The sequence below is a fragment of the Cupriavidus sp. GW821-FHT02F09 genome (assembly GCF_059421605.1).
Genome location: NZ_JBWKVH010000121.1, coordinates 1 through 557 on the forward strand (window position 1 = coordinate 1; position 557 = coordinate 557).

Sequence of the window (557 nt, forward strand, 5' to 3'; positions counted from 1 at the left end):
GTGGCCATGATCGGCTTCGGCATCATCTTCTGCCTGTCGCAGGACTGGCTGCCCTTCCTGCTGATGCTGGCGATCGCCTTCGTGCTGGGCGTGCTGATCATCATCCCGATCGGCGGCGCCGACATGCCGGTGGTGGTGTCGATGCTGAACTCGTACTCGGGCTGGGCCGCGGCGGGCATCGGCTTCTCGCTGAACAACCCGATGCTGATCATCGCCGGCTCGCTGGTGGGGTCCTCCGGCGCCATCCTCTCGTACATCATGTGCAAGGCCATGAACCGTTCGTTCTTCAACGTGCTGCTCGGCGGCTTTGGCGGCGCGCCCGCGGCGGCCGCTGCCGGCGGCCAGGCGCAGCGCAACGTGAAGTCCGGCTCGGCCGACGACGCGGCCTTCCTGATGGGCAATGCCGAGACCGTGATCATCGTCCCGGGCTACGGCCTGGCGGTGGCACGCGCGCAGCATGCGCTCAAGGAACTGACCGAGAAGCTGGTCGAGAAAGGCGTGACGGTGAAGTACGCCATCCACCCGGTGGCGGGCCGCATGCCGGGCCACATGAACGT

General features: G+C 67.0%; 1 protein-coding gene. It reads left to right on the forward strand.

Annotation, left to right across the window (positions count from 1 at the left end):
• Window positions 1–557, forward strand: a 557-nt coding sequence (locus AC07XB_RS39060; RefSeq protein WP_493688210.1) for an NAD(P)(+) transhydrogenase (Re/Si-specific) subunit beta, incomplete at both ends; no start/stop codon positions are given.